Source organism: Pseudomonas auratipiscis (genome assembly GCF_036324085.1).
Taxonomy (GTDB): domain Bacteria; phylum Pseudomonadota; class Gammaproteobacteria; order Pseudomonadales; family Pseudomonadaceae; genus Aquipseudomonas; species Aquipseudomonas auratipiscis.
This window is the reverse complement of the sequence record NZ_JAZDCU010000005.1, coordinates 80,212-99,504: the sequence shown is the minus strand read 5'-3', so window position 1 is coordinate 99,504 and position 19,293 is coordinate 80,212. Positions and strand designations below refer to the sequence as shown.

Below are 19,293 nucleotides of genomic sequence, written 5' to 3'. Positions count from 1 at the left end.
GGGGCAAGCCCACTCCTACCAAGTGAATCAGGCCTTTTCCCAGACCTCGAAGTGGTAGGCCGGCTTGTCACCTTCCGCCGGATTTGCCTGCGTCGACGCGAGCGTCCATTGCGCCGCATCGAACGCTGGAAACCACGCATCCCCTTCCGGGTTCAATTCGACCCGCGTCAAATACAACCGATCAGCCAGGCCTCGCTCGATGGCTTGGGTGTAGAGTTGCGCGCCGCCAATCAGCATCAGCTCATCCACGCCCTGTTCCAGCGCCCATTGCTCGGCCCGCAGCATGGCCGCGTCGAGTGAGTCGAACACCTGTGCGCCTTCGAGCTGCAGCCCTGGCTGGCGGCTGACCACCAGGTTCAAACGTCCAGGCAACGGCCGGCCGAGCGAATCCCAGGTCTTGCGCCCCATGATGATTGGCTTGCCCAGGGTGGTAGCTTTGAAATACTTGAAGTCCCCCGGCAGGTGCCAGGGCATGCTGTTGTCGATGCCGATCACACGGTTCTCGGCGAGCGCCGCGATCAGGCTGAGGGGAAGTGATGTTTTCATGTCCGCGAGGATAGCAAAGCCCGTTCTTCCGCGCCTGGGTTATGCTTTGGGCTGACTTGATCAATGGAAGACCGCGTGACTGCACTGACTGACCTGGACAAACGCTGGCTCACTGAAGCAGTACGCCTGCGTGAGGAACATGCAGGCCTTCTGGACGACCAGGAAGCCAACCGCCACGCCCGCCAAGCGGGCGGTGACCTGCCAACACGCATTGAGCATCGAGCCTTGTGGCTGGCCGAGCGCGATGGCATGCGCAGCGCCCTGCAACGCTGGAAGCAAGGTGCCCGCTTGGCACTGGCGCTGTTGCTGCTGCTGGCGATACTCAGCGGCGCTGGCCTGGCCCTGGCCGCCCTGGGCGACAGCCAGCGCCCGGTGAATGTGTTCTGGGCGCTGGGTAGCCTGCTGGGCTTGAACCTGCTGTTGCTGGGCGGATGGGCGCTCGGCTTCTTCTTCGCCGGGGAACAAGGGGCGACCCTGGGCAGGCTGTGGTTGTGGCTCAGTGAAAAATTTGCCCGTGATGCCCAGGCCGTGCATTTGGCTCCCGCCCTGCTGGTGTTGCTGCAGCGGCAAAAACTCAATCGCTGGCTACTGGGCCTGCTGGTCCATGGCCTGTGGCTGGTGGCCCTCGGCACAGCCTTGGTGATGCTGCTGATCCTGCTCGCCACTCGGCGCTACGGCTTCGTTTGGGAAACGACCATTCTCGGTGCCGATACCTTCGTAGCCCTGACCCAAGCCCTCGGCGCCTTGCCTGCCCTGCTCGGTTTCAACGTACCGGACATGGCCATGATCCGCGCCAGTGGCGACAGCCAACCCGCCGTGGAACTGGCCCGTCAGGCCTGGGCTAGCTGGTTGCTCGGCGTGTTGCTGGTGTTCGGTATTGCTCCACGGCTGCTGCTGGCCGCGCTGTGCCTGTGGCGCTGGCGCAGTGGCCGCAAGCGTTTGAGCCTGGACATCAACCTTCCAGGCTATAGCCAATTGCGTGAAGCGCTGATGCCCAGCAGCGAGCGCCTTGGCGTTAACGACGCAGCCCCGGATTCCCTGCCGCAGATTGTCCGTGGTGTGGGTGACGAGCACTCCGACGGTGCCTTGCTGGTTGGCCTGGAACTGGACGACCAGCGGCCGTGGCCACCCGCCCTGCCCGCCACCGTCAACAATGCCGGAATACTCGACAGCCGTGAGTCGCGCAATAAGTTGCTTGAGCAACTCAGCCGCTTTCCCCCGGCACGCCTGGTCATTGCTTGTGACCCGCGGCGCTCACCGGATCGTGGCAGTCTGGCGTTGCTCGCCGAACTCGCCCGCAATGCCGGTGCTACACGCATATGGTTGCTGCAAGCGCTGCCTGGGCAGGCGTTGGATGCCGATCGCCTCGGCGACTGGCATCAGGCGCTGGACCAACTGGGGCTTGTGCATTCCGACAGCGTCCCGCTGAACTGGCTGGAGCATGGCCATGACTAAGCCGCTGAGACTGGCCGTGGTTGGCCACACCAACGTCGGCAAGACGTCGTTGTTGCGTACCCTCACCCGTGATGTCGGCTTTGGCGAAGTATCCCATCGGCCCAGCACTACTCGCCATGTGGAAGGTGCGCGACTATCGGTGGGCGGCGAACCGTTACTGGAGCTTTACGACACCCCAGGGCTGGAAGACGCTATCGCCCTGCTCGACTACCTCGAACGCCTGGAGCGTCCTGGCGAGCGCCTGGACGGCCCGGCGCGGCTGGAGCGCTTTCTTCAGGGCAGTGAAGCGCGCCAACGCTTTGAGCAAGAAGCCAAGGTGGTACGCCAACTGCTCGCCAGTGATGCTGGCCTGTATGTAATCGATGCACGTGAACCGGTGTTGGCCAAGTACCGCGACGAGTTGGAAGTGCTTGCCAGCTGCGGCAAACCGCTACTGCCGGTGCTCAATTTTGTCGCCAGTAGCGACCATCGCGAGCCCGCCTGGCGTGAAGCACTGGCGCGGCTTGGCTTGCATGCGCTGGTGCGTTTCGACAGCGTCGCGCCACCGGAAGATGGCGAGCGACGGCTTTATGAAAGCCTGGCACTGATGCTGGAGAAATCTCGCCCCGCGCTGCAACGCCTGATCGACGATCAGCACGCCCAGCGCCTGGCCCGTCAGCACAGCGCCAAACGCCTGATTGCCGAACTGTTGATAGATTGTGCCGCGTGCCGCCGTAGCGTGGTGGCCGAACCTGGCGCGCAAGGCGTGGCGATCGAGGCGTTGCGCAAGGATGTTCGCCAACGTGAACAACGTTGCGTCGAGGCCTTGCTCAAGCTGTATGCCTTTCGCAAGGACGATGCCAGCGCCAGCGATTTGCCGCTGCTCGACGGACGCTGGGGCGATGACCTGTTCAACCCCGAGACCCTCAAACTTCTGGGGGTGCGTCTAGGCAGTGGCGTGGCCGCAGGGGCTGCTGCCGGTGCCGGCGTCGATCTGCTGGTAGGCGGTTTGACCTTGGGCGCCGCAGCGCTGGCCGGTGCCATTGCCGGTGGCGCTTTACAGACTGCGCGTAGCTACGGCTCACGCTTGCTGGGTAAGCTTAAGGGACAGCGCGAATTGACGGTCGATGACAGTGTTCTGCGCTTGTTGGCGTTGCGCCAGCACCAACTGATCCAAGCCCTGGATAGCCGCGGTCATGCCGCTATGGAAAGGATCAAGTTGAGCACACCACAAGAGCAGAGTTGGCGTGAGGGCAAGTTGCCGGAGGCCTTGAGCAAAGCGCGAGCGCATCCACAATGGTCGTCATTGAATCCAGGGGCGCGGATCAATCAGCCTGAGCGCCAGGAGCAGATCGACAGCTTGGTCCAAGAGCTTTAGGACCCTATCGCGGAGCAAGCCAGTTGCCACTGGGATAGTGGTCATCAAGCTTGCCCCACGATGTATCAATGCAACAGCGCCAATGCCTTGGACTTGAGCATATTCAAGTCAATCACTGGCACATGCATCTCCTTGGCCAACTCATCCCACTCGCGCATGCGCAGGCTTACCTTGCACAACGGGTCACGCTCGAATGCATCCGCCTCGGCCTCGCTCATTACCCCACCCTGATACTCCAGGGTACGGCGGCTGGCCTCACTCAATCGCTGGTAGTAGCCCGGCTTGCGCAATGTAAGGTAGCGCTTGGCTTCAACGTGGTATTGCACCAGCTTCGTCAGGCGCTCGCTGAACCCACAGTTGCGCAGGTAGTTGGCGCCCACCTGTTCGTGGCTGACCACACCATAGCCGCCCATATTGCCCTCGGCACCGCCGCAGATATGGCCGATGTCGTGGAAGAACGCTGCCAGCACCACTTCATCATCAAATCCCTCGTCCAGCGCCAATTTAGCGGCCTGGGACATGTGCTCCAACTGCGACACCGGCTCGCCGATGTAGTCCTCATCGCCATGCTGCTGATACAGGGCGAAAATCTGGCTAACAACCTGTTCGGCTGTTCTCATCGTCATCCCCTCAAACGGTTTCGTTGAACAGCCGAGCGATATGTCGCTCGGCCAACGCCGGCCCAACGCTCATGCCGACACCGCTGTGCATAAGCGCGGCATTGACCCCTGGCGCCACCTGCAGCAACGAAAATGGTCCCGGCCCGCCAGAACCATAGACGCCCTGCCAGCGTTCGACCACTTCGATACGACCACCGAGGGTGTGCTCTGCCAGTTCGATCATCCAATCATCGATTTGCTCTGCATTGAACGGCGAGGCATCGCTGCCGTAGGCATGCGAGTCACCAATGATCAGCTCACCATGGGGTGTGGGGCTGATCAGCAAGTGAATACCGTGCTCCATCAGGTGCGGGCTATCGGCCTGCAATTGTGCCTTCAGCGCCTGGGCCTGGGGCAGATCGGCAAAGGCACCGTAGTGCACACCGCTCAGTCCAGTGAGCAAGGCATGCTGCAGGTCGAGACTGAAACATGGGCGGGCTCGCAGCATCTGCAACCGACAGACCTGCGGTTGCAGATTGGCGATGGGTTCAGCCAGCAAGGTCTGGTAGTCGTGCCCAGAACATACAACGATTTGAGCAGCGCTGAATTCCCCGGCAGTGGTCGACACCTTTCCAGGCTGGATATCGCGTACCAGGGTGGAGAAGTGGAAGGTCACGCCCAACTCTTGCGCCAGGAAACGGATCAGCGCGGGAATCGCTTCGCGGGAGTACAACTGCTGGTCTTCCAGTCCGCGCAAGGCTGCGCGGTGATGACGAAAGCGACCGTCGTACAGATCGTTGAGGGCCGCGCCCGACAACAACTCGACCTGATAACCCTGATCCACCGCGCGCTCGGCGCAGAAGGCTTCCAGCAATTCTTGTTCAAGCGCCGTGCGCGCAAACAGCAGCGAACCATTGCTCCTTACTTCAAAACCGGCGTGACGCGACCAGTGTTTCCAGAGACCGCGACTGGCTTTGGCCAACTCGAGCATTTCACCCGGAGGTTGGCCCGTTACCAGCGCCTGGCCGAAGTTACGCACCGAGGCGCCCAAAGGCGTGGCGGTGCGCTCGAAAACCGTGACCTTGAGACCGCGGCGCGCGGCAGCATAGGCGTGGGACAGGCCGAGTATGCCGGCGCCGACAATCAGTAGATCGGTCATTGCTATCTCCTTGAGGATCGCCGGCCAAGCCCACCCCAACAGGTTTGCTTTCACCCCAAAGGATGGGCCTGTCCCGCGATAAGGTATTACTGCTGCGCAACCTTCTCCGACTTGCCGTCATAGCGCTTGCGCCATTCCGCCAGGATGGCGTCACGGTTTTTCGAAGCCCAGGCAAAGTCGTTCTTGATCAAACGCTGTTCGTAGTCAGCGGGCAGTTCGGTCTGTGGCTTGGCGATCCCCGGCTGGGCGAGTACGGCAAAGTTTTCCTTGTACAGTTCCATGGCCGCAGGGCTTGCCGAGAAGTCGGCCAGGCGCTTGGCGGCGTCTTCATGCTTGCTGCCCTTGAGTACGGCAGTCGCTTCGATTTCCCAGCCCAGGCCTTCCTTCGGCAGCACGATGTCCAGCGGTGCGCCCTGACGCTTGAGCTGTACAGCCGGGTACTCGAACGAAATACCGATAGGGAATTCACCCGCCGCAGCCAGCTTGCATGGCTTGGATCCGGAGTGAACATACTGGCCGATGTTCTGGTGCAGACCATCCATGTAGGCCCAGCCTTGCGCTTCACCAAAGGTCTGCAACCAGGCGCTGACATCCAGGAAGCCAGTGCCGGAAGACGCTGGGTTAGGCATCACAATCTTGCCCTTGTACTCGGGCTTGGTCAGGTCCTGCCAGCTCACCGGTTTGGTCAGGCCCTGCTTTTCGGCTTCGATGGTGTTGAAGCAGATAGTCGCTGCCCAGACATCCATGCCAACCCAAGCCGGTGGGTTGGCAGCGTCGCGGTAGTTGCCGCCGATCTTGTCCAGATCCTTGGGGGCATAGGTTTGCAGCATGCCTTGTTGATCGAGGATCGCAAGGCTGGAAGCGGCCAATCCCCACACTGCATCAGCCTGTGGACGGTCTTTTTCAGCCAACAGCTTGGCGGTGATGATGCCGGTTGAATCACGTACCCACTTGATCTCGATATCCGGGTTGGCTTTTTCGAAGGCCTGCTTGTAGCTCTTCAGTTGTTCAGCTTCGAGTGCGGTGTAGACCGTCAGCTGAGTCTCGGCAGCAGTCGCCTGCAGGCTGAACGCAGTGAGGACGGCAGCGGCAAGAGCAAGTGGCTTGAACATGATGCGGTTCCTTTGAACGGTACGAGGGTTGGGTAGGGCAATCAATTACCCGGGGCACGCTGGCGCCAGGCTTGTGAACGTTGCAGCAGGCCCCGCGAAGCCCAGGCCAGCAGCAGTGATACGGTGGCGCTGGTGAGCAGGATCAGGGTCGACATAGCGGCAGCGCCGCCAACATTGCCGGCATCGTCCATGTTCAACACGGCGACGGCGGCGAGAATGGTGTCCGGGCTGTAGAGGAAGATCGCCGCCGACACGGTGGTCATCCCCGAGACAAACAGATAGCGAACGATGTCCAGCAGTGCCGGCAGACAGATCGGTACCGTCACCCGCAAAAAGTGCCGGTACAGCGGCGCCTTGAGTGACAGCGCAGCGGCTTCGAACTCGCCGTCGAGCTGGCGCAACGCAGTGGTCGCGGTCATCTGTGCAGTGGTCAAATAGTGAGCAATAGTGCACACCACCAGCAGCGCCATGCTGCCGTAGAACACATGCAGGGGGTTGCTGGCCAGATTGAAGAAAAACACATAGCCCAGGCCCAGAACCAAACCCGGCACCGCCATCGGAATAAAACTGAGCAAGCGCAGCACCAGATTCAGCGCGCGTTGGCCCTTGGTTTTCTCCATCAGGTAGGCGCCAGTGAAAATCACCGCACTGCCGATCAATGCTGTGGCCAGTGCCATGGTCAGGCTGTTGCGGTACGCCAGCCATCCTCCACCTGCGGTTTCATCGAACTGATAGTGTTTGAGCGACAAGGTCATGTTGTACGGCCAGAAGGTGACCAGCGACGAGTACACCGCCATGCCCACCACCAACAAAAGCACGGCGCAGACCACTACCACCACCGCCAGGAACCAGGCATCACGTCGACGCGACGGCTGCGGCACAAACACTTGGGCACGGCCACTCATCGAATCGCCCTGACGACGGCGCAACCAGGCATCGACGCCAAAGCTGAGCAGGGCCGGTACCAACAGGACCATGCCAATCAACGCACCGCGACCGAATTGCTGCTGGCCGACCACGGCCTTGTAGGCTTCCAGAGCCAGTACCTGGTAGTCACCGCCGACGACGACCGGCACGCCAAAGTCGGTGATAGTCAGGGTGAACACCAGACAGAAAGCGGCGAACACAGCCTGGCGCGTGGCGGGCCAGGTGATGCTGTGGAAGGCGCGCCACGGCCCCGCCCCCATGCTTGAAGCAGCATCGAACAGACGGGCATCGGCTAGCGACAATGCCGACAGCAAGATCATCAAGGCGTGCGGAAAGGTGTAGATGGCTTCACCCAGGACGATGCCCCAGAAACCGTAGATGTTGTCGCTGAGCAGCCCGCGCAACAGGCCCTGGTTGCCGAACAGGTACACAAGGGCAATGGCCGGCAGCATGGAGGGCGCGAGTAAAGGTAGCAAGGAGATGCCGCGCCAGATGCGCTTGCCAGGAATCAGCGTGCGCTGCAGGGCATAGGCAAACAGATAAGCCAAGGGTACGACGATGGCCGCGACGCTCACCGACACTTTCAGGCTATTGCCCAGCAGCCAGTGAAAGTTGGCACTGGCAAACAGCTCACGTGCAGCGACCAGCCCGCCACCCTGCCCGGCATCACCGCTGAAGCCGCGCCAGAAGATCGCCAGCAGCGGCATCAACACCGCAATGCTCAGCAGAAGCAGCAACAGCCATTTGCCGCCCACTACAAACAGTCGATCACCCAGGGATGCGCCGGAGCGCTGTGCTGCCTTCGCCTGTGCGATCGGCATGGCCATTGGCGCGGCCATCTCAGGCAAACACCTGCAGGCTGCGCGGTGGCAACGCTACCCAGATATCCTGCGAGCCCAGGCGCGGCATCGACTCAGGCGCAACTTCAGCGAGCAAAGCGTGACCGGGCAATTCGTTCAGCTCGAAACTCATCCGGCAGCGGTTACCCAGAAAGGTGATTTCACGTACCCGCGCCGGAAACAGGTTTTCTTCATGCACCGGCGGGTTGACGCTGATGGCTTCCGGACGGCAGAACAAGCGTCCGCTGTACGCCTGGCTGGCACCCTCGGCCAGACGCATGTTCAGGGCACCGACCTGAGCATGACTGGCGCTTTGACGCTGGAACGGCAACCAGTTGCCCTGCCCCACGAACTCAGCCACGAACGGGGTAGCCGGCTTGTCGTAGATTTCCTGAGGCGTCGCATACTGCTCGACCTGCCCGTTGTTCATCACGGCGATACGGTCGGCCATGAGCATGGCCTCGTCCTGATTGTGGGTCACCATCAGGGTGGTGATGCCCAGCTGGCGTTGCAGCTGGCGCAGCTCGGTACACAGATGCTCGCGCACCCGCGCATCGAGGGCCGACATGGGTTCATCGAGCAGCAGCAACGAGGGCGCCGGGGCCAAGGCGCGAGCCAGGGCCACCCGCTGCTGCTGACCGCCGGAAAGCTGACCCGGGTATTTCTTTTCACTGCCGGCCAAGCCCACCAGCTCAAGCATCTGGTTTACACGCTGACGCACTTCCTCGCGCCCGCTGCCTGCCAGGCCGTAGGCAATGTTGGCTTCGACGGTGAGATTCGGGAACAACGCATAGGACTGAAACAGAATGCCGTAGTCGCGAGCCTGCGGCGGCAATTCGGAGATATCACGATCGCCGATATACAACGTGCCGCGATCCTGTCGCTCCAGGCCTGCGATGCACCGCAGCAACGTGGTCTTGCCACAACCGGAAGGGCCCAACAGACACACCAACTCGCCGGCGGCGATGTCGAGCGAAACATCCTGCAGGGCGGTGAAGGCACCAAAGCGCTTGTGGATGCCGCGCACTTTCATTTGTGCGCCTGGGGTTGCGACTGGAGTGTTCATGGCAAGACCTCATTGAACGAATGAGGGCCATGCTAGGGGCGCAATGCGAAGGTTCTGTGGCGGCTAAGCAAAAGATGGTGATAGTGATATAGGCAAATTTTGGTGTTGCGCCAGCGGGCTTGCCCTGCGATTGCGGCCTGGCGGTTATCCCCCGTCGCGGGACAAGCCGGCGCCGACCGCTTCCTGCGCCAATCCCAGGAACGCCGCAGGCAAGCGCGCCTGGCGCCGCTCTTTCAAGCAATACAGGTACTCATGCATGACCGGGGCATTCTCCAGGCTCAACACCCGCAGCTCAGGGTTATGCGGTACTTCATGACGGGCAATGATGCTGATGCCGATATTGCGCAACACCGCTTCACGAATCGACTCGCGACTGCCTATTTCCAACATCGAACCGACCTTGATCCCAGCCTCGACAAGCATCTGCTCGGTCAGTTTACGTGTGCTCGACCCCTGTTCGCGTACCAGCAAACAGTGCCCGGCCAAGGCCGACAGCGGCAGTGACTCACGGCTGGCCAGGGGGTGGTTACGGTGTACAGCCACCACCAGCGGGTCAGTGCCCAGCACCCGTCGCACTAGTCGTGCGTCTTCGAGCAGTTGCGAGGACGCGGCAAGATCAACCCGGTAGTCCTCCAGCAGTTCCAGCACTTGCTGGGAGTTGCCAATTTCTACCGACACCTCGACCTGTGGCAGACGCTCGCGGAAAATCTTCACCAGATCGAGAATGTAGTACGGCGCCGTCGCCGCGATCCGCAGGCTGCCCTGGCCTTGGCCACTGTTGCGCAGGAAGAACTCGATATCGGCCTCTTGCTGCAACAGTGTCTTTACCATCGGCAGCAGACGCGCGCCGTCATCGCTAAGTGTCAGGCGCCGGCCGCCGCGAAAAAAAAGCTCGACTGAATACTGGCTTTCCAGGTTACGGATCTGCGTCGTCACCGTCGGTTGGCTGAGCCCGAGTTTCTTTGCCGCCAGGGTAATGCTGCCCAGGCGGGCGACCATGTAGAAGGCTTTCAACTCGGAACTCAACATACATCCTCTATTTTCTCAACAGACGCAGGCCGTTGAAGACCACCAACAAACTTACGCCCATGTCGGCGAACACCGCCATCCACATGGTTGCCATACCGGCGAAAGTAATCGCCAGAAAGATCGCCTTGATCGCCAGGGCCAGCACAATGTTCTGGGTGAGGATCGCCGCGGTCTGACGTGAGAGCCTGACGAAGGCTGGAATTTTGCGCAAGTCGTCATCCATCAACGCAACGTCGGCAGTTTCGATGGCCGTGTCGGTACCGGCGGCGGCCATGGCAAAACCAATCTCCGAGCGCGCCAAGGCTGGGGCGTCGTTGATGCCGTCACCAACCATGCCGACCCGGTGCCCTTTGGCGTACAGCTCTTCAATGGTCTTGAGCTTGTCGGCGGGCAACAGATTGCCATAGGCCTCATCGATACCCACCTGGGCGGCAATGGCTCGCGCGGTGTGAGGATTGTCCCCAGTGAGCATGACAGTCTTGATACCCAGCTCATGCAACTCGGCGATCGCTTCGCGGCTGCTGTCCTTGACGGTATCGGCCACGGCAAACAGGGCCAGCGGACCAGACTTGTCGAGCAACAGCACCACGGTCTTACCCTGACGCTCAAGCGCATCGAGTTGCGCCTCAAGCTGCGGCGAGCACAGGCCAAGCTCTTCGACCAGACGGTGGTTGCCCAGGTGATACAACTCGCCCTCGATTTCGCCACGTACACCACGCCCGCCCAAGGCTTCGAACGCCGCTACATCCTTCAGGGCCAGCTGCTTTTCAGCGGCGTAGACGGCAATGGCACGCGACACCGGGTGATCGGAGCGGTCACCAAGACTGGCAGCCAGTGCTTGCGCGCGGCCCTCGAACAATGGATCGAGCACGACATGATCGGTCTGTACCGGCTTGCCGTGGGTAATGGTGCCGGTCTTGTCCAGTGCCAGGAAGTCGAGCTTGCGTCCACCCTCAAGGTAAACACCACCCTTGACCAGAATGCCTTTGCGCGCAGCTGCAGCCAGGCCACTGACAATCGTCACCGGGGTGGAAATCACCAGCGCACAAGGACACGCAACCACCAGCAGCACCAGGGCGCGATAGATCCAGTCGAACCAGGCGCCGGCCATGAACAGCGGCGGAATCACTGCCACCGCCAGAGCAATGGCAAACACAGCCGGGGTGTAGATCCGCGAAAACTGGTCGACGAAACGCTGGGTCGGCGCACGGGCGCCTTGCGCCTCCTCCACCGCCTTGATGATGCGCGCCAGAGTGGATTGCCCGGCCGCCGCCGTCACCCGATACTCGAGGGCACCCGCCTGGTTGATGGTGCCAGCGAAGACCTTGTCGCCCGGACCTTTCTCCACCGGCAGACTTTCACCAGTAATCGGTGCCTGGTCGATGCTCGACTGGCCACTGACCACTTCGCCATCCAGACCAATGCGCTCACCGGGACGCACCCGCACCAGCGCACCCAGCGCCACCTGCTTGACCTCGACTTCGTGCCATTGACCATCGGCTTGTTGCACCGTGGCCATGTCCGGGCTCAGTTGCATCAAGCCGCCAATGGCGTTGCGCGCGCGATCCAGCGAGCGTGCCTCGATCAGCTCGGCGACCGTAAAGAGGAACATCACCATGGCCGCTTCCGGCCATTGGCCAATCAGCACCGCACCCGTCACGGCGATACTCATCAGCGCGTTGATGTTCAGGTTGCGGTTCTTCAGGGCAATCCAGCCTTTTTTGTAGGTGCCCAGGCCACAGCTCAGAATCGATACCAACGCCACTAATGCTACAACCCAGTCTGGCCCCAGCGCGGCAAAGTGAATGCCCTCGGCAGCCAATGCCGCGACACCCGACAGCGCCAACGGCCACCAGTGCTTCTTGACCGGTGCCGGTGCGGCGACCGCGTCCTCGCTGGACTCGGCCAGCGGTTCGGCCTGCATCCCCAGCGAGGCTACCGCCTGCTCGATCGCCGAGGTGTCGGCATGGGTATGGCGAACCCCGAGGACGCGGTTGATCAGGTTGAATTCCAGTTGCTCGACACCCGCAAGCTTGCCCAGTTTGTTCTGGATAAGGGTCTGCTCGGTCGGGCAATCCATTGCGTCGATCCGAAAACGACTCAGGCGCGCATCGCCGCTGGCCGCTTCACTCAGTTGCACCAGAGACGGCGCCGCCTCATGGGAGCAGCAGCTATGAGCGTGTTCGGCGTGGTCGTGGCTGGCGTGATCATGGGTGTCTTCACCCGGTTTGTGGCTTACAGGCTGGTTCATGGGCTCATCCTTAAATGTCCTGTTGCCAAGTGAACACCCTGTAGCCACTATAGGGTCAAGCAACCTGCCGAGGTATTTTCAGATGAAGATCGGAGAACTGGCCAAAGCCACCGACTGCGCGGTAGAGACCATCCGTTATTACGAGCGGGAAAACCTGCTGCCAGAGCCTGCGCGCAGCGAGGGCAACTACCGGATGTACACCCAGGCCCACGTCGAGCGCCTGACCTTCATCCGCAACTGCCGCACCCTGGACATGACCCTCGAAGAGATCCGTAGCCTGCTGCGCCTGCGCGACAGCCCGGACGACCAGTGCGTAAGCGTCAACGCCCTGATCGACGAACATATCCAGCATGTCAGTGCACGTATCGAAGGCCTGCAGGCTTTGCAGGCCCAACTGCTGGACCTGCGCCAGCATTGCCTACCCAAGGAAGTGCAATGCTCGATCCTGCAGCATCTGGAGGTCAATGGCGCGGTGACTGCTCCGGAAGCGGAGCACTCACATGTCGGCAGGAGCCACGGTCACTGAGTCACCGGGATTAACGGGCGCGGAGCTGCAGATCGTGGGGCAAGCAAGGCCCGCCGCCGTAGTTTTCATCGCGCTGCGCCCGCCAACAATGCCGATCAGACCGCCATCGGCGCAGTCATTGGCGCGTGGTGTTCGTAGCCTTCAAGGGTGAAGTCGCTCGGTTCGACCTTCTCCAGCCACTCCGGCTCATACACGCCAGTCTTGGCGTATTCCGGTACGCGGTCATTGATCACCAGCTTCGGCGCGGCCAACGGCTCGCGCTTGAGCTGCTCGTTGAGCATGTCCAGATGGTTCTCGTAGACGTGCGCATCGCCGATGAAGTAGGTGAACCAGCACGGTGTGTAGCCCGTCAGGCGGCCAACCAGCGACAGCAATGCAGCGCCTTCGGTCAGGTTGAAAGGCGTGCCCAGGCCCAGGTCGTTGGAACGAATGTAGAGGGTCAGGGAAATTTCCTTGGTCTCCACGTTCGGGTGGAACTGGTACAGCAAGTGGCACGGCGGCAAGGCCATTTCATCCAGCTGGGCGCAGTTCCAGCCGTGGAACAGAATGCGGCGGCTGCCTGGGTCCTTATGGATGGTGTCGATGCACTGGCGAATCTGGTCGATGGCTTTGTACAGCACCACAAAGGCTTCGCCATCTTCTTCAGATTCGGCGATTTTCTCGAAGCCCTGGCTCTGCGCCAGTTCGATTGCTGCAGGGTTGCTCAGCGGGATACGCTTGTAGGCCGGCCATTGGCGCCATTGCACACCGTAGATCTCGCCAAGGTCGTCATGCCCCTGGCGGAACGGGTTGGCCAACCATTGGGCGTTTTCGTTGGCGTTCTGGTCCCAGACCTTGCAGCCCAGTTCACGGAACTCACCAGCATTCTTCACGCCACGCAGGAAGCCGACCATTTCACCGACCGCCGACTTGAATGCCAGCTTGCGGGTGGTAATAGCCGGAAAGCCTTTCTGCAGGTCGAAGCGCAGCATGGCGCCGGGCAGGCTGATGGTGCGGATACCGGTACGGTTACCCTGCAGGGTGCCGTTTTCGATCACGTCGCGGACCAGATCTAGATACTGTTTCATGGCTTACCTGTAGCAAAGACGGCAGGGGATTGCCCTGCCGTGGAAAATCAAACGGCGGCCTTGGCCGAGGGTTTACGGTTGTAGGCCCACCAGATCAGGAAGATGCCACCGACAATCATCGGCACGCAGAGCAACTGACCCATGGTCAACCAGCCGAAGGCAATGTAGCCAAGCTGGGCATCGGGTACCCGCACGAACTCCACGATGAAGCGGAAGATCCCGTAGAACAGCGCGAACATGCCGGATACGGCCATGGTCGGGCGCGGCTTGCGCGAGTACAGCCAAAGAATCAGGAATAATGCCACACCTTCCAGGGCGAACTGGTAGAGCTGCGACGGGTGACGCGGCAACTGCGCCGGATCACTGAATGGCGGAAAGACCATGGCCCACGGCACATCGGTAGCCTTGCCCCACAGTTCGGCGTTGATGAAGTTGCCGATACGCCCTGCTCCAAGGCCAATCGGCACCAGCGGTGCGACGAAGTCCATGAGTTCGAAAAACGACTTGTTGTTGCGCTTGCCGAACCACAAGGCCGCAAGCATCACCCCGATAAAGCCGCCGTGGAACGACATGCCGCCCTTCCACACTTCAAAGATCAGTGTCGGATTGGCGAGGTAGGCATGCAGGTCATAGAACAACACATAGCCCAGGCGCCCACCAACGATCACACCCATGGACAGCCAGAACACCAGGTCCGAAAGCTTTTCACGGCTCCAGGTTGGATCGAAACGGTTCAACCGACGCGAGGCCAGCAGCCAGGCGCCGCCGATGCCGATCAGGTACATCAACCCATACCAATGGATTTTCAGCGGTCCCAGGGCAACGGCCACGGGATCAATCTGCGGGTAAGGCAGCATGGTGACTCCTCTCGTTAAAGCAAAAAGCTTAAGCCGACGCAGAACAGCAGCGCAGCGAACAGCCGCTTGAGCAAGCGTGGCGACAGTTTGTGCGCCAGACGCGCGCCGAAGCGGGCAAAAAACATACTGGTCAGGGCGATCCCGAGCAGTGCGGGCAGGTAGACAAAGCCCACGCTATGCGCGGGCAAGTGCGGGTCGTGCCAGCCCAGCCAGATAAAACTCAGGGCGCTGGCCGCTGCAATCGGAAAACCACAGGCCGACGAGGTTGCCACAGCTTGCTGCATGGGCAGGCTTCGCCAAGTGAGAAACGGCACGGTCAATGAACCACCGCCAATACCGAAAATAGCCGACGCCCAGCCCACCACGCTACCGGCGGCGGTCAGTCCGACCTTGCCGGGAACACCGCGGCTGGCTTTGGGTTTGAGGTCCAGGGCCATTTGCACGGCGATCACCAGGGCAAACACACCAATGATCTTCTGCAACATCGGTCCCTGGATCAGCGAAGCTGTCTTGGCGCCGATACCGGCGCCGACCAGGATTCCCAGTGTCATCCAGACAAAAATCGGCCACTGCACCGCACCCTTGCGATGATGCTCGCGGATGGCATTGATCGAGGTAAAGACAATGGTTGCCAGCGACGTACCCACCGCCAGGTGAGTCAGCACCGAGGCATCGAAACCCTGCAGCGTGAAACTGAACACCAGCACCGGCACGATGATGATGCCGCCACCCACCCCAAATAGCCCGGCCAACACGCCCGCACAGGCTCCCAGCAGTAAATAGAGTACGAATTCCATTGTCGCCCCCGTCAATTCAGTCCGGCATGGTAACGGAAGGGAGGCCTATGGCTCTAGTGAAGACACATTTGGAAGATGGATCAGCGCTGGCGCTATCGGTAGAGTGAACAAAAACACAGAGGACAACCTATGTGCTTGATCGTCTTCGCCTGGCGGCCTGGGCATGCCCAGCCGCTGATTGTCGCGGCCAACCGCGATGAGTTCTACGCCCGCCCCAGCCGCATGCTGGCCGCCTGGGACGATGCGCCAGGGGTGTATGCCGGGCGCGATCTGGAAGCCGGCGGTACCTGGCTGGGCGTCGGTCCATCCGGGCGGTTTGCCGCGCTGACCAATATTCGCGACCCGCAGGCCGCCCTGGGCACACGCTCGAGGGGAGAACTGGTGGCTGCCTTCCTGCGCGGTGAGCTGGGTGTTGCGGCCTACCTGGATCAGGTGGCCAGCCGCAGCCAGCAATACTCGGGGTTCAACCTGCTGGTCGGCGATAACACCACACTGGGCTACCTCAATGCCCGTGAGGCGCAGGTACAACTGCTGGAGGCCGGCGTCTACGGTTTGTCCAACGCCGGGCTGGACACGGCCTGGCCGAAGCTGGTCAAGGCGCGTGCCGGCCTGCAGCAGCACCTTGCAGATCCACAACCGGAGCCACTGCTGGGATTGCTCGGCGACAACGTGCAAGCAACAGACGGTGACCTGCCTGAAACCGGTGTAGGGCTCGGCACCGAGCGTTTACTGTCGAGCGTGTTTATTGCCAGTCAGAACTACGGGACGCGGGCCAGCACGGTGTTGATCGTCGAGGCGGACGGTCGACGGCGCCTGGTGGAGCGCAGTTTCGGGCCGTTTGGAGGGCATTTGGGAGAGGTGGATCTGCAGGTGTAATGCTATCGCGGGACTTGCCCCGCGCTAGCATCTCAAAGGCTCTTCGCCGACCCCGGATTGATCATCCGCGCCAGCCCCAGGTTTTTCAGGGCCAGTTGCAATGAGCTGTGGATAACTTGCGGGTTGTCGATACCCATGGCCTGGGCCAGCAATTCCCTGGATTTGCTCAGGCTCACCTGGCGCAGCATCCACTTGACCTTCGGCAGGTTGGTGGCGTTCATCGACAAGCTGTCAAAGCCCATCGCCATGAGCAGCACTGCAGCCGCCGGATCACCGGCCATTTCGCCACAGATGCTCACAGGCTTGCCTTCGGCATGAGCATCGCGCACCACAGACTGCAAGGCTTGTAGCACAGCCGGATGCAGATAGTCGTAGAGGTCGGCAACACGCGGGTTGTTGCGATCGACCGCCAGCAGATACTGGGTCAGGTCGTTGGAGCCGACGGAGAGGAAATCCACCTGGCGGGCCAGCTCACGGGTCTGATACACCGCAGCCGGAATTTCGATCATCACCCCAACAGGCGGCATTGGCACGTCAGTGCCTTCATCACGCACTTCACCCCAGGCGCGGTGGATAAGGTGCAGGGCTTCTTCGAGTTCATGAATACCGGAAATCATCGGCAGCAGAATGCGCAGGTTGTTCAAGCCTTCACTGGCCTTGAGCATGGCGCGGGTCTGCACCAGGAAGATTTCCGGGTGATCCAGGGTTACCCGGATACCCCGCCAGCCAAGGAAGGGGTTGTCTTCCTTGATAGGGAAATAGGAAAGTGCCTTGTCGCCACCGATGTCCAGGCTACGCATGGTCACCGGCAAAGGATGGAAGGCCGCGAGTTGCTCGCGGTAAATCGCCAGCTGCTCCTTTTCACTGGGGAAGCGCTGGTTGATCATGAACGGCACTTCGGTACGGTACAGGCCGACGCCCTCGGCGCCACGCTGCTGAGCGCGGGCCACATCGGCGAGCAGGCCAGTGTTCACCCAAAGCGGCATGCGGTGCCCATCGAGGGTAATGCACGGCAGTTCGCGCAAGGCATCAAGACCCTGGGCAAGCTGGCGTTCTTCTTCGACGACTTCAGCATACTGCTTGCGCAGCACGTCGCTGGGGTTGGTGTAGACATCGCCCTTGTAGCCATCGACGATCATGTCGATGCCGTCGACCTTCGAATACGGCAGATCGACCAAGCCCATTACGGTGGGGATACCCATGGCCCGAGCCAGGATCGCCACATGGGAGTTACCCGAACCCAGAACCGAAACCAGACCCACCAGCTTGCCTTCCGGCACTTCGCCAAGCATCGCCGGGGTCAGTTCTTCACTGATAAGAATGGTGTTGTCGGGATAGACCAGCGTCTGCTGCCTTGCTTCCTGGAGGTAGGCCAGCAGACGCCGGCCCAGATCCTTCACATCGGAAGCCCTCTCGCGCAGGTAGGCGTCATCCATCAATTCGAAACGGTTGACGTGCTCGCCCACCACCTGGCGCAAAGCGCCCTGGGCCCATTGGCCGGTCTTGATCACCTGCACCACTTCGCCGCCCAGGGCCGCGTCTTCGAGCATCATCAGGTAGACGTCGAACAGCGCACGCTCTTCGGGGCGCAACTGTGTGGCAAGTTTGGCGGAGAGGTTGCGCATATCGGCGCGCACCCCTTCCAGGGCGTTATTGAAGAGCTTGAGTTCGGCGTCGATATCTTCGACGGTTTTGTCCGGCACCACGTCCAGATCGGCCGGTGGCAGCATGACCACCGCCTTCCCTACGGCGGCGCCGGGCGAACCGGGCACACCGACAAACTTTGCTTCCTGAATACCCTTGCCCTGACGACCCAGGCCGCGGATAGAGCCGGTAGCTTCGGCATGGGCAATTACCCCGGCCAACTGCGCGCTCATGGTTACCAGGAAGGCTTCTTCGCCCTCATCGAACTGACGCCGCTCTTTTTGCTGAATGACCAGAACCCCAACCACACGCCGGTGGTGGATGATCGGTGCACCAAGAAACGAGGCAAACCGCTCTTCACCGGTTTCGGCGAAGTAGCGGTAACGCGGGTGGTCGGCGGCGTTCTCCAGGTTGAGCGGCTCTTCGCGCGTGCCGACCAGACCGACCAGACCCTCGTTGGGGGCCATGCTGACCTTGCCGATGGAGCGCTTGTTCAAGCCCTCGGTTGCCATCAACACGAAACGATTGGTTTCGGGGTCGAGCAGGTACACCGAACAGACCTGACTACCCATGGCTTCTTTGACGCGCAACACAATGATCCCCAACGCCGTCTTGAGATCCTTGGCGGAGTTAACTTCCTGGACGATCTTGCGCAGCGTATTGAGCATGGCTCGGGGTCGAACTCCGTGGTCAGTCGCGCGCCAACAGGCGCGGGGCAAGCTCTTTGAGAGCGCGGCGGTAAACCTCGCGCTTGAATGTCACCACCTGGCCCAGCGGATACCAATAGCTGACCCAGCGCCAGCCATCGAACTCCGGCTTCCCGGTCAGGTCCATCCGCACCCGCTGCTCATTGGAGACCAGGCGCAGGAGAAACCATTTCTGCTTCTGGCCAATACACAGCGGTTGGCTGTGAGTACGGACCAGACGTTGGGGTAAACGATAACGCAACCAGCCGCGGGTGCAGGCAAGAATTTCAACATCATCTCGCTCAAGCCCTACTTCTTCGTTCAGCTCGCGGTACAAGGCATCTTCCGGCGTCTCTTCAGGGTTGATTCCACCCTGGGGAAACTGCCAGGCATCCTGGTTGATCCGCCGAGCCCATAGCACCTGTCCAAGATCATTCGTCAGAATGATCCCGACATTGGGGCGAAAACCATCGGGGTCGATCACGGCAGCAACCTCGTAA

At 61.0% G+C, this 19,293-nt stretch carries 17 protein-coding genes; 4 read left to right on the top strand and 13 right to left on the bottom strand.

What is annotated here, in order from left to right; translation table 11 throughout:
* Nucleotides 1–27: 27 nt before the first annotated feature.
* Complete coding sequence (locus tag V0R60_RS08795; protein WP_136474013.1) at nucleotides 28–546, bottom strand: dihydrofolate reductase; 519 nt, start codon at nucleotides 544–546, stop codon at nucleotides 28–30.
* A gap of 63 nt (nucleotides 547–609) precedes the next feature.
* Between V0R60_RS08795 and V0R60_RS08790 the strand changes: the two genes are divergently transcribed.
* Both V0R60_RS08790 and V0R60_RS08785 read left to right on the top strand, forming a co-directional pair.
* Entirely contained in the window at nucleotides 610–2,001 is a 1,392-nt protein-coding gene (locus V0R60_RS08790; RefSeq protein WP_330079165.1) for a DUF2868 domain-containing protein, read from the top strand.
* Nucleotides 1,994–3,358: a GTPase/DUF3482 domain-containing protein gene (locus V0R60_RS08785; RefSeq protein WP_330079164.1), complete on the top strand. Its 1,365-nt coding sequence runs from the start codon at nucleotides 1,994–1,996 to the stop codon at nucleotides 3,356–3,358. The genes V0R60_RS08790 and V0R60_RS08785 overlap by 8 nt, the downstream gene beginning before the upstream one ends.
* 65 nt (nucleotides 3,359–3,423) lie before the next feature.
* On the opposite strand, the gene V0R60_RS08780 is transcribed toward V0R60_RS08785, so the two are convergent.
* The 7 genes from V0R60_RS08780 to V0R60_RS08750 form a co-directional block, all read right to left on the bottom strand.
* Nucleotides 3,424–3,978, bottom strand: a complete 555-nt coding sequence (locus V0R60_RS08780; protein ID WP_330079163.1) for a phosphonate degradation HD-domain oxygenase — start codon at nucleotides 3,976–3,978, stop codon at nucleotides 3,424–3,426.
* A gap of 10 nt (nucleotides 3,979–3,988) precedes the next feature.
* A complete protein-coding gene (locus tag V0R60_RS08775; RefSeq protein ID WP_330079162.1) occupies nucleotides 3,989–5,116 on the bottom strand; it encodes a TIGR03364 family FAD-dependent oxidoreductase in 1,128 nt (375 codons plus the stop codon).
* An 86-nt stretch (nucleotides 5,117–5,202) separates the two neighbouring features.
* Nucleotides 5,203–6,228: a putative 2-aminoethylphosphonate ABC transporter substrate-binding protein gene (locus V0R60_RS08770; protein WP_330079161.1), complete on the bottom strand. Its 1,026-nt coding sequence runs from the start codon at nucleotides 6,226–6,228 to the stop codon at nucleotides 5,203–5,205.
* 41 nt (nucleotides 6,229–6,269) lie between these two features.
* A complete protein-coding gene (locus tag V0R60_RS08765) occupies nucleotides 6,270–7,994 on the bottom strand; it encodes a putative 2-aminoethylphosphonate ABC transporter permease subunit (RefSeq protein ID WP_203584173.1) in 1,725 nt (574 codons plus the stop codon).
* A 1-nt stretch (nucleotide 7,995) separates the two neighbouring features.
* The gene (locus tag V0R60_RS08760; protein WP_330079160.1) at nucleotides 7,996–9,060 is read right to left on the bottom strand and encodes a putative 2-aminoethylphosphonate ABC transporter ATP-binding protein; all 1,065 of its coding nucleotides are present in this window, start codon (nucleotides 9,058–9,060) and stop codon (nucleotides 7,996–7,998) included.
* 144 nt (nucleotides 9,061–9,204) lie between these two features.
* Nucleotides 9,205–10,089, bottom strand: coding sequence for a LysR family transcriptional regulator (locus V0R60_RS08755; protein WP_136474005.1), 885 nt, complete (start codon nucleotides 10,087–10,089; stop codon nucleotides 9,205–9,207).
* Between the two features lie 7 nt (nucleotides 10,090–10,096).
* Nucleotides 10,097–12,340, bottom strand: a complete 2,244-nt coding sequence (locus tag V0R60_RS08750; RefSeq protein ID WP_330079159.1) for a heavy metal translocating P-type ATPase — start codon at nucleotides 12,338–12,340, stop codon at nucleotides 10,097–10,099.
* 82 nt (nucleotides 12,341–12,422) lie between these two features.
* On the opposite strand from V0R60_RS08750, the gene cadR reads away from it, so the two are divergent.
* On the top strand, nucleotides 12,423–12,866 hold the full coding sequence (gene cadR / locus V0R60_RS08745) for a Cd(II)/Pb(II)-responsive transcriptional regulator (protein WP_330079158.1): 444 nt from the start codon (nucleotides 12,423–12,425) through the stop codon (nucleotides 12,864–12,866).
* Between the two features lie 95 nt (nucleotides 12,867–12,961).
* Here the strand turns inward: cadR and V0R60_RS08740 are convergent, their stop codons facing one another.
* The 3 genes from V0R60_RS08740 to V0R60_RS08730 are packed head-to-tail and all read right to left on the bottom strand — an operon-like array spanning nucleotide 12,962 to nucleotide 15,587.
* Nucleotides 12,962–13,933, bottom strand: coding sequence for a thymidylate synthase (locus V0R60_RS08740; protein ID WP_330079157.1), 972 nt, complete (start codon nucleotides 13,931–13,933; stop codon nucleotides 12,962–12,964).
* Between the two features lie 47 nt (nucleotides 13,934–13,980).
* Entirely contained in the window at nucleotides 13,981–14,790 is an 810-nt protein-coding gene (gene lgt / locus V0R60_RS08735; RefSeq protein WP_136474001.1) for a prolipoprotein diacylglyceryl transferase, read from the bottom strand.
* A gap of 14 nt (nucleotides 14,791–14,804) precedes the next feature.
* On the bottom strand, nucleotides 14,805–15,587 hold the full coding sequence (locus tag V0R60_RS08730; RefSeq protein ID WP_136474000.1) for a sulfite exporter TauE/SafE family protein: 783 nt from the start codon (nucleotides 15,585–15,587) through the stop codon (nucleotides 14,805–14,807).
* Between the two features lie 129 nt (nucleotides 15,588–15,716).
* Here V0R60_RS08730 and V0R60_RS08725 point away from each other — a divergent pair, with 129 nt between their 5' ends.
* The gene (locus V0R60_RS08725; protein ID WP_136473999.1) at nucleotides 15,717–16,463 is read left to right on the top strand and encodes an NRDE family protein; all 747 of its coding nucleotides are present in this window, start codon (nucleotides 15,717–15,719) and stop codon (nucleotides 16,461–16,463) included.
* 32 nt (nucleotides 16,464–16,495) lie between these two features.
* Here V0R60_RS08725 and ptsP read toward each other — a convergent pair whose 3' ends face one another.
* Together ptsP and V0R60_RS08715 are read right to left on the bottom strand one after the other, a co-directional pair.
* The gene (gene ptsP / locus V0R60_RS08720) at nucleotides 16,496–18,775 is read right to left on the bottom strand and encodes a phosphoenolpyruvate--protein phosphotransferase (RefSeq protein WP_136473998.1); all 2,280 of its coding nucleotides are present in this window, start codon (nucleotides 18,773–18,775) and stop codon (nucleotides 16,496–16,498) included.
* Between the two features lie 22 nt (nucleotides 18,776–18,797).
* Nucleotides 18,798–19,277, bottom strand: a complete 480-nt coding sequence (locus V0R60_RS08715; protein ID WP_010222140.1) for an RNA pyrophosphohydrolase — start codon at nucleotides 19,275–19,277, stop codon at nucleotides 18,798–18,800.
* Between the last annotated feature and the right edge of the window lie 16 nt (nucleotides 19,278–19,293).